Below are 7,008 nucleotides of genomic sequence, written 5' to 3'. Positions count from 1 at the left end.
CGGCGGTCCGAACCCCTGCGGCACCGACGGAACGCTGCGTTCGGTCTCCGCTCTCGGCCGAGGTGCCGGGCCGCCCTGCCCCGCCGCCGGGGAGGGGAGCGTACCCCCGGCGGCCACGGCCTCCAGCAGCTCGCGGGCCCGGTCGGCGTCCGGACGGTGCTCCGGGCGCTTGTCCATCAGCTGTCGCAGGACGGGCCCGAGCGGTCCGGCCCGCTGGGGTTCGGGCAGCGGGTCGGCCACGATCGCGGTGAGCGTCGACCAGGTGGACGTACGCCGGAACGGGGAGGCGCCCTCGACGGCCGCGTACAGGGTGGCGCCGAGTGCCCATACGTCGGAGGCGGGGCCGGGGTCGTTGCCCTGGGCGCGTTCGGGGGCCAGGTAGTCGAGGGAGCCGACGAGTTCGCCGCTGCGGGTGAGGTGGGTGGCGGAGCCGTCGCCCGGGTCCTCCATGGTGGCGATGCCGAAGTCGGTGAGGACGACGCGGCCCGAGCGGTCCAGGAGGATGTTGCCGGGCTTGACGTCACGGTGCAGTACGCCGACCCGGTGGGCGGCGCCGAGGGCGTCCATGACCTTGGCGCCGATGGCGGCCGCCTCGCGCGGGTCGAGGAGACCCCGGTCGCGCAGGACGTCGTCGAGGGACGGCCCGTCGACCAGCTCCATGACGATCAGCGGACGCCCGTCGACCTCGGCCACGTCGTGCACGGCCACGACTCCGGGGTGCCGGACACGGGCGGCGGCCCGTGCCTCGCGCTGCATCCGCAGTCCCAGGTCGGCCAGTTCGGGCGCGCCCGCGTCCGTGTACGTGCGCAGTTCCTTGAGGGCGACCTCACGGTGGAGCACCTCGTCCACGGCCCGCCAGACGACGCCCATGCCGCCGCGTCCGAGCTGCTCCACGACCCGGTACCGTCCGGCGAGAGTCCGCCCGGCACCGTCCGTCTGTTCGTTCGCCCCCGAAGACACCCGCGCCTCGTTCCTGTGACACACCGACGAATGGCGTACAGCCTAAGCCGTGGGTGGGGGCGCCCCGGACCGGCGGCAACTGCTGTCACAGGACCGCTACTTGTCCGCCGTCCGGCCCACCCGCCTACCGGCCGGACGAGATCGTCAGATCCGCGCGGCGGGGTGCCGCGAAGCCCTCCAGATCGGCGCGGGCCAGGCCGGTCGCCCCGGACACCTCGTCGATGTCGAGGGCGCCGCAGTCCAGGCCCCGCAGCAGATAGCCGCTGAGGGCCTTGGCCGTCGCGGGCTCGTCCATCACGTCGCCGCCTGCGCGGTTGGCGTAGCGGGAGAGGCGGGCGGCGGCCTGCTCGTAGCCCTCACGGTAGAAGGCGAAGACGGCCGCGTAGCGGGTGGGGATGTGGCCGGGGTGCATGTCCCAGCCCTGGTAGTAGGCGCGGGCCAGGGCGCGGCGGGTGAGGCCGTAGTGCAGTCGCCAGGCGTCGTGGACGTTCTCCGTCGGGCCGACCGGCAGGACGTTGGTGGAGCCGTCCGAGACGCGTACGCCGGTGCCGGCGGCCGCGACCTGCATGATCGCCTTGGCGTGGTCGGCGGCCGGGTGGTCGCTGGCCTGGTGGGCGGCGGAGACGCCGAGGCAGGCACTGTAGTCGAAGGTGCCGTAGTGCAGACCGGTGGCGCGGCCCCGGGCGGCGTCGATCATGCGGGCGACGGTGGCGGTGCCGTCGGCGGCGAGGATGGACTGGCTGGTCTCGATCTGGATCTCGAAGCCGATCCTGCCTGCCTCCAGGCCGCGCGTCTTCTCGAAGGCTTCGAGGAGCCGGACCATGGCGGTGACCTGTTCGGCGTACGTCACCTTGGGCAGGGTCAGGACGAGCCCGTCGGGCAGGCCGCCGGCCTCCAGCAGGCCGGTGAGGAAGATGTCGAGGGTGCGGATGCCCCGGTCGCGTACCGGCGCCTCCATGCACTTCATGCGGATACCCATGTACGGGGCCGCTGTGCCCTTGGCGTACGCCTCCGCGACCAGCCGGGCGGCGTGGGCGGCGGCCTCGTCCTCCTCGGCGTCCGGGCGCGGCCCGTAGCCGTCCTCGAAGTCGACGCGCAGGTCTTCGATCGGCTCGCGCTCCAGCTTGGCGCGGACGCGGTCGTACACGGGCTCGGCGAGGTCTTCGCCGAGGCCGAGGACTGCGGCGAAGGAGGTGGCGTCGGGGGCGTGCTCGTCGAGGGCGGCGAGGGCCCGGTCGCCCCAGGTGCGGAGGGTGTCGGCGGCGAAGACGTCACCGGGGACGTAGACGGTGTGCACGGGCTGGCGGGTGCCCGGGTCGCCCGGGTAGCGGCGCTCCAGCTCCGCGTCGACGGGGGCGAGGGAGGCGCTGATCTCCTCGCTGACGGCGCCCGCGAGACTCGTCGCCACGTTCTCCTGCCGGCCCTGCCCCATTCCACACCCTCCATTTTCCACACTGCGGAATCAAGAATCCGTATAACGAAGCTAACTGGCGATCTTCACCCTGGTCAACACTGTCTCGCAGTGGGATTCCCCATGCTCTCCCCCTGGTCACTGCCGACCCGCTCTCTTCTTCCGTATTCATCGGGCAAGATTCATTCTGACTCCCAGAGGGAGGAGATCGCGTTGCCGAAAGAGGTCGGAGTGACGCGCCGCCAAGGACTCAGGTCCGCGGCCGCCGCCGCCATCGCCGTGCCGCTGCTGACCACGGCGGGCTCGTCGCAACCGGCGACCGCCGGCGAGCACGCGGGTGCCCTGAACGTCATGACGTTCAACGTGCGCTTCGCGACCGTCGTCGACGAGACACCGCGCTGGTCCGTGCGCCGCCCGGTGATGCGGGAGCTGCTGCGCCGCGAGCGACCGCACATCATCGGGACCCAGGAGGGGCTGTACCAGCAGCTGCGCATGATCGAGAGGGATCTGGGCGGGCACTACGACTGGATCGGCACCGGCCGAGGGGGCGGCAGCAAGGACGAGTTCATGGCGATCCTCTACGACACCCGCAGACTCGACCCGATCGAGTTCGATCACTTCTGGCTGTCCGACACCCCGTACACGATCGCCTCCAACACCTGGGACGCGGACTGGCTGCGCATGGTGACCTGGGTCAAGTTCGCCGATCTCGCCGACGGGGGGCGGGAGTTCTACGTACTCAACACCCATCTGGACAGCGTCAGCCAGTACGCGCGGGAGCGCTCCGCGGGGCTCATCGGCGAGACGATCGCGGGGTGGGACCGGTCGGCGCCGGTCATCGTCACCGGCGACTTCAACGCTGCCGCCCACGACAACCGGGTGTACGACCTGATGCTGGACAGCGGGCTCGTGGACGCCTGGGACAGGGCGGCCTCGCGCAGCCCGGCGTACGGGACCTACCACGGCTACCGGGCGCTCAAGCCCGACGGCCGGCGCATCGACTGGATCCTCACCTCGCCCGGGGTGACCACGCACTGGGCGGCGATGAACACCTTCTCCGTCGACGGGCTGTACCCGAGCGACCATCTGCCGGTGCAGGCCTCGGTGACCCTGGGATGAGCCGAGGCCCCCGTGACCGTTCGTGCGGTCACGGGGGCCTCGGACGACTCAGGAGGAGTCAGGAGGTTCAGCCCTTGCGGGTGTTGATCTCCTCGGTGAGCTGCGGGACCACGTCGAAGAGGTCGCCGACGACGCCGTAGTCGACGAGGTCGAAGATCGGGGCCTCGGCGTCCTTGTTGACGGCCACGATGGTCTTGGAGGTCTGCATGCCGGCGCGGTGCTGGATGGCGCCGGAGATGCCGTTGGCGATGTAGAGCTGCGGCGAGACGGACTTGCCGGTCTGGCCGACCTGGTTGGTGTGCGGGTACCAGCCGGCGTCGACGGCGGCGCGGGAGGCGCCGACAGCCGCGCCGAGGGAGTCGGCGAGGGCCTCGATGATCGAGAAGTTCTCGGTGCCGTTGACGCCACGGCCGCCGGAGACGACGATCGCGGCCTCGGTCAGCTCCGGACGCCCGGTCGACTCGCGCGGGGTGCGGCCGGTGACCTTGGTTCCGGTGGCCAGCGCACCGAACGTCACGGCCAGCGCCTCGACCGCGCCGGCGGCCGGAGCGGCCTCCACGGCGGCGGAGTTCGGCTTGACCGTGATGACCGGGGTGCCCTTGGAGATGCGGGACTTGGTGGTGAAGGAGGCGGCGAACACCGACTGCGTCGCGACCGGGCCCTCGTCACCGGCTTCGAGGTCGATGGCGTCGGTGATGATGCCGGAGCCGATGCGCACCGCCAGACGCGCGGCGATCTCCTTGCCCTCGGCGGAGGACGGCACCAGCACGGCGGCCGGGGAGACGACCTCGACCGCGGCCTGCAGCGCGTCGACCTTGGGTACGACGAGGTAGTCGGCGTACTCGGCGGCGTCGTGGGTGAGGACCTTCACCGCGCCGTGCTCGGCGAGGGCGGCGGCGGTGTCGGCGGCGCCGTTGCCCAGTGCGACGGCGACGGGCTCGCCGATGCGGCGGGCCAGGGTCAGCAGCTCAAGGGTGGGCTTGCGGACGGCGCCGTCCACGTGGTCGACGTAGACGAGAACTTCAGCCATGGGAATGCTCCTGCGGATTGCGAAGTCTGAGGGGCGGTGAGGGAGTCGGGCCTCAGCCGGGCCGGGGGCCGCGGCGGGCCGCGGGGCCTAGATGAACTTCTGGCCCGCGAGGAACTCGGCGAGCTGCTTGCCGCCCTCGCCCTCGTCCTTGACGATCGTGCCGGCGGTGCGCGCCGGGCGTTCGGTAGCGGCGTCGACAGCCGTCCAGGCGCCTTCCAGGCCGACCTCTTCCGCCTCGATGTCGAGGTCGGACAGGTCCCAGGACTGAACCGGCTTCTTCTTCGCCGCCATGATGCCCTTGAAGGACGGGTAACGCGCCTCGCCCGACTGGTCGGTGACCGACACGACCGCGGGGAGGGAGGCCTCGAGCTGCTCGGAGGCGGCGTCGCCGTCACGGCGGCCCTTGACCGTGCCGTCCTCGACGGAGATCTCGGACAGCAGCGTCACCTGCGGGACACCCAGACGCTCGGCCAGCAGCGCGGGAACCACGCCCATCGTGCCGTCCGTGGACGCCATGCCGGAGATCACCAGGTCGTAACCGGCCTTCTCGATCGCCTTCGCCAGCACCAGCGAGGTGCCGATGGCGTCGGTGCCGTGCAGGTCGTCGTCCTCGACATGGATGGCCTTGTCGGCACCCATCGACAGCGCCTTGCGCAGCGCGTCCTTGGCGTCCTCGGGACCCACGGTCAGCACGGTGATCTCGGCGTCGTCGGCCTCGTCGGCGATCTGCAGCGCCTGCTCCACCGCGTACTCGTCCAGCTCGGAGAGCAGACCGTCCACGTCGTCACGGTCGACGGTCAGGTCATCGGCGAAGTGCCGGTCGCCAGTGGCGTCGGGCACGTACTTCACAGTGACAACGATCCTCAAGCTCACGCCGGCTCTCCTACTGCATCGTCATTTCCGGGCTGCCTTCTTCCAGGCAGCATAGGCGCCTGAAGCGGCCGATCCCGATCGGGGCGACCTGCGCTCCGGTCGAGATATTACTCGCCAGTACGACGCCTACGTTCCCGCATTCCGTGCCCGCTAAGCAAGCGCTTTGAACTGTGAGGTAGGCAACCCTGCGTAATCGGGCGGGAATCAGTCTCGCAGACCGTTGAAGCGGCCCTGGTGGTACAGCAGCGGCTGCCCGGCGCCCGACGGGTCACCCATGACCACCTCGGCGAGGACGATCCGGTGGTCACCCGCCGGCACGCGTGCCACCACCCGGCAGACCAGCCAGGCGAGCACGTCGTCGAGGACGGGAACTCCCTTCGGCCCACTACGCCATCCGGTGGGAGCCCCGAACCGGTCGGCGCCGCTGCGGGCGAAGGTGGCGGCCAGCTCCCGCTGGTGCTCCCCGAGTATGTGCACGCCCACATGGCGCGCCTCGGAGATCACCGGCCAGCTGGAGGCGCCCGTACCGATGCCGAACGAGAGCAACGGGGGCTCGGCGGAGACCGAGGAGAGCGAGGTGGCGGTGAAGCCGACCGGGCCGGTGGCGTCCTGCGCGGTGATCACGGCGACGCCGGCGGCATGGCGCCGGAAGACGGAGCGCAGGAGGTCGGGGGAGGCGAGCTGGGGCGAACCGAGGCCGGATGTGGCCGTCATGGAGTTGTCCTTCTGTTGGCGTCGACGAGCTGGCCCGGGGTTGTTCAGGGTCCCGGACAGCGCGAACTCGCCGTGCGGACCAGGTCCACATGCACGCGCTCGAAGAGAAGGAGTTCTCGGGGCATACGGTCAGGCTGACGATAGGTGAGGCGTGCAGTCAAGTGCGTTCCGGCATGCGGCTTCACACGGCCTCACCGAGCGCGGCGATCACATCCGTCTTGCGCGGCTGCCCGGTTGCCCGCCGCACGATGCGGCCGTCCGCGTCGAGTACGAGCACGGTCGGCGTCTTGAGGATGCCGAGCCGGCGCACGAGGTCGAGGTGGCCTTCGGCGTCGATCTCCACGTGGGCGACGCCGGGGACCATTCCGGCCACCTCGGCGAGCACCCTGCGGGTCGCCCGGCAGGGGGCGCAGAACGCGCTGGAGAACTGGACGAGCGTGGCCCGTTCGCCGAGCCCCTCCCCCAACTCCGCCGCGCCGAGCCGCTTTTCGCCGTCCCGCCCGCGCACCCTGATTCTCCCGCTCCGCCGCCGATGCAGCACTCCGTAGACACTCGCCATGGCGAGCACCAGTCCACACACCACAAGTCCGGTCACAGCGCGCTCCAGCGTTCACGAGACTGCAAAAATTCCCGGCTCCCCAGGGAGATTGGCGTGCGGAATGCTTGACGCATGGACATTGATGTGAGGGGACCGCGCTTCGGGGCGGCCGTGACGACCGTGGTGCTGGCGGTCGCACTGATCACCGGGAGCGGCTGGCTGCTGGCCTGGCAGACGTTCGCGTTCGCGCTGGGCGCGGCGGGCGGGGTGGGGCGTTCGCCGTACGGCTGGGTCTTCCGCACGCTCGTGCGGCCCCGGATCGGGCCGCCCGCGGAGTTCGAGGCGCCGGAGCCGCCGCGGTTC

The 7,008-nt window shown here is 71.1% G+C and carries 8 protein-coding genes; 2 read left to right on the top strand and 6 right to left on the bottom strand.

Annotated elements, in window-relative coordinates; all coding sequences use genetic code 11:
• Positions 1–960 (bottom strand): serine/threonine-protein kinase (locus AWZ10_RS27280; protein ID WP_159058351.1); only part of this gene is annotated, 960 nt, incomplete at its 3' end.
• Positions 961–1,084: 124 nt separating this feature from the next.
• Positions 1,085–2,392, bottom strand: coding sequence for a DUF6986 family protein (locus AWZ10_RS27275; protein ID WP_060892295.1), 1,308 nt, complete (start codon positions 2,390–2,392; stop codon positions 1,085–1,087).
• 192 nt (positions 2,393–2,584) lie between these two features.
• Here AWZ10_RS27275 and AWZ10_RS27270 point away from each other — a divergent pair, with 192 nt between their 5' ends.
• Positions 2,585–3,490 carry an endonuclease/exonuclease/phosphatase family protein gene (locus AWZ10_RS27270; RefSeq protein ID WP_060892294.1) on the top strand — a complete coding sequence of 302 codons (906 nt, stop codon included), beginning with the start codon at positions 2,585–2,587 and terminating at the stop codon, positions 3,488–3,490.
• Between the two features lie 67 nt (positions 3,491–3,557).
• Here AWZ10_RS27270 and AWZ10_RS27265 read toward each other — a convergent pair whose 3' ends face one another.
• The 4 genes from AWZ10_RS27265 to AWZ10_RS27250 form a co-directional block, all read right to left on the bottom strand.
• Positions 3,558–4,520, bottom strand: a complete 963-nt coding sequence (locus AWZ10_RS27265; protein WP_046703948.1) for an electron transfer flavoprotein subunit alpha/FixB family protein — start codon at positions 4,518–4,520, stop codon at positions 3,558–3,560.
• A gap of 87 nt (positions 4,521–4,607) precedes the next feature.
• Positions 4,608–5,393, bottom strand: coding sequence for an electron transfer flavoprotein subunit beta/FixA family protein (locus tag AWZ10_RS27260; protein WP_046703947.1), 786 nt, complete (start codon positions 5,391–5,393; stop codon positions 4,608–4,610).
• A gap of 204 nt (positions 5,394–5,597) precedes the next feature.
• Complete coding sequence (locus tag AWZ10_RS27255; protein WP_037690744.1) at positions 5,598–6,107, bottom strand: flavin reductase family protein; 510 nt, start codon at positions 6,105–6,107, stop codon at positions 5,598–5,600.
• Positions 6,108–6,288: 181 nt separating this feature from the next.
• Complete coding sequence (locus AWZ10_RS27250; RefSeq protein WP_078935266.1) at positions 6,289–6,702, bottom strand: TlpA family protein disulfide reductase; 414 nt, start codon at positions 6,700–6,702, stop codon at positions 6,289–6,291.
• A gap of 75 nt (positions 6,703–6,777) precedes the next feature.
• On the opposite strand from AWZ10_RS27250, the gene AWZ10_RS27245 reads away from it, so the two are divergent.
• The coding region (locus AWZ10_RS27245; RefSeq protein WP_159058350.1) for a DUF4395 domain-containing protein at positions 6,778–7,008 on the top strand (231 nt) is incomplete at its 3' end.

The organism is Streptomyces europaeiscabiei, from assembly GCF_001550375.1.
GTDB lineage: Bacteria > Actinomycetota > Actinomycetes > Streptomycetales > Streptomycetaceae > Streptomyces > Streptomyces europaeiscabiei.
This window is presented reverse-complemented; position numbering and strand designations above follow the sequence as displayed.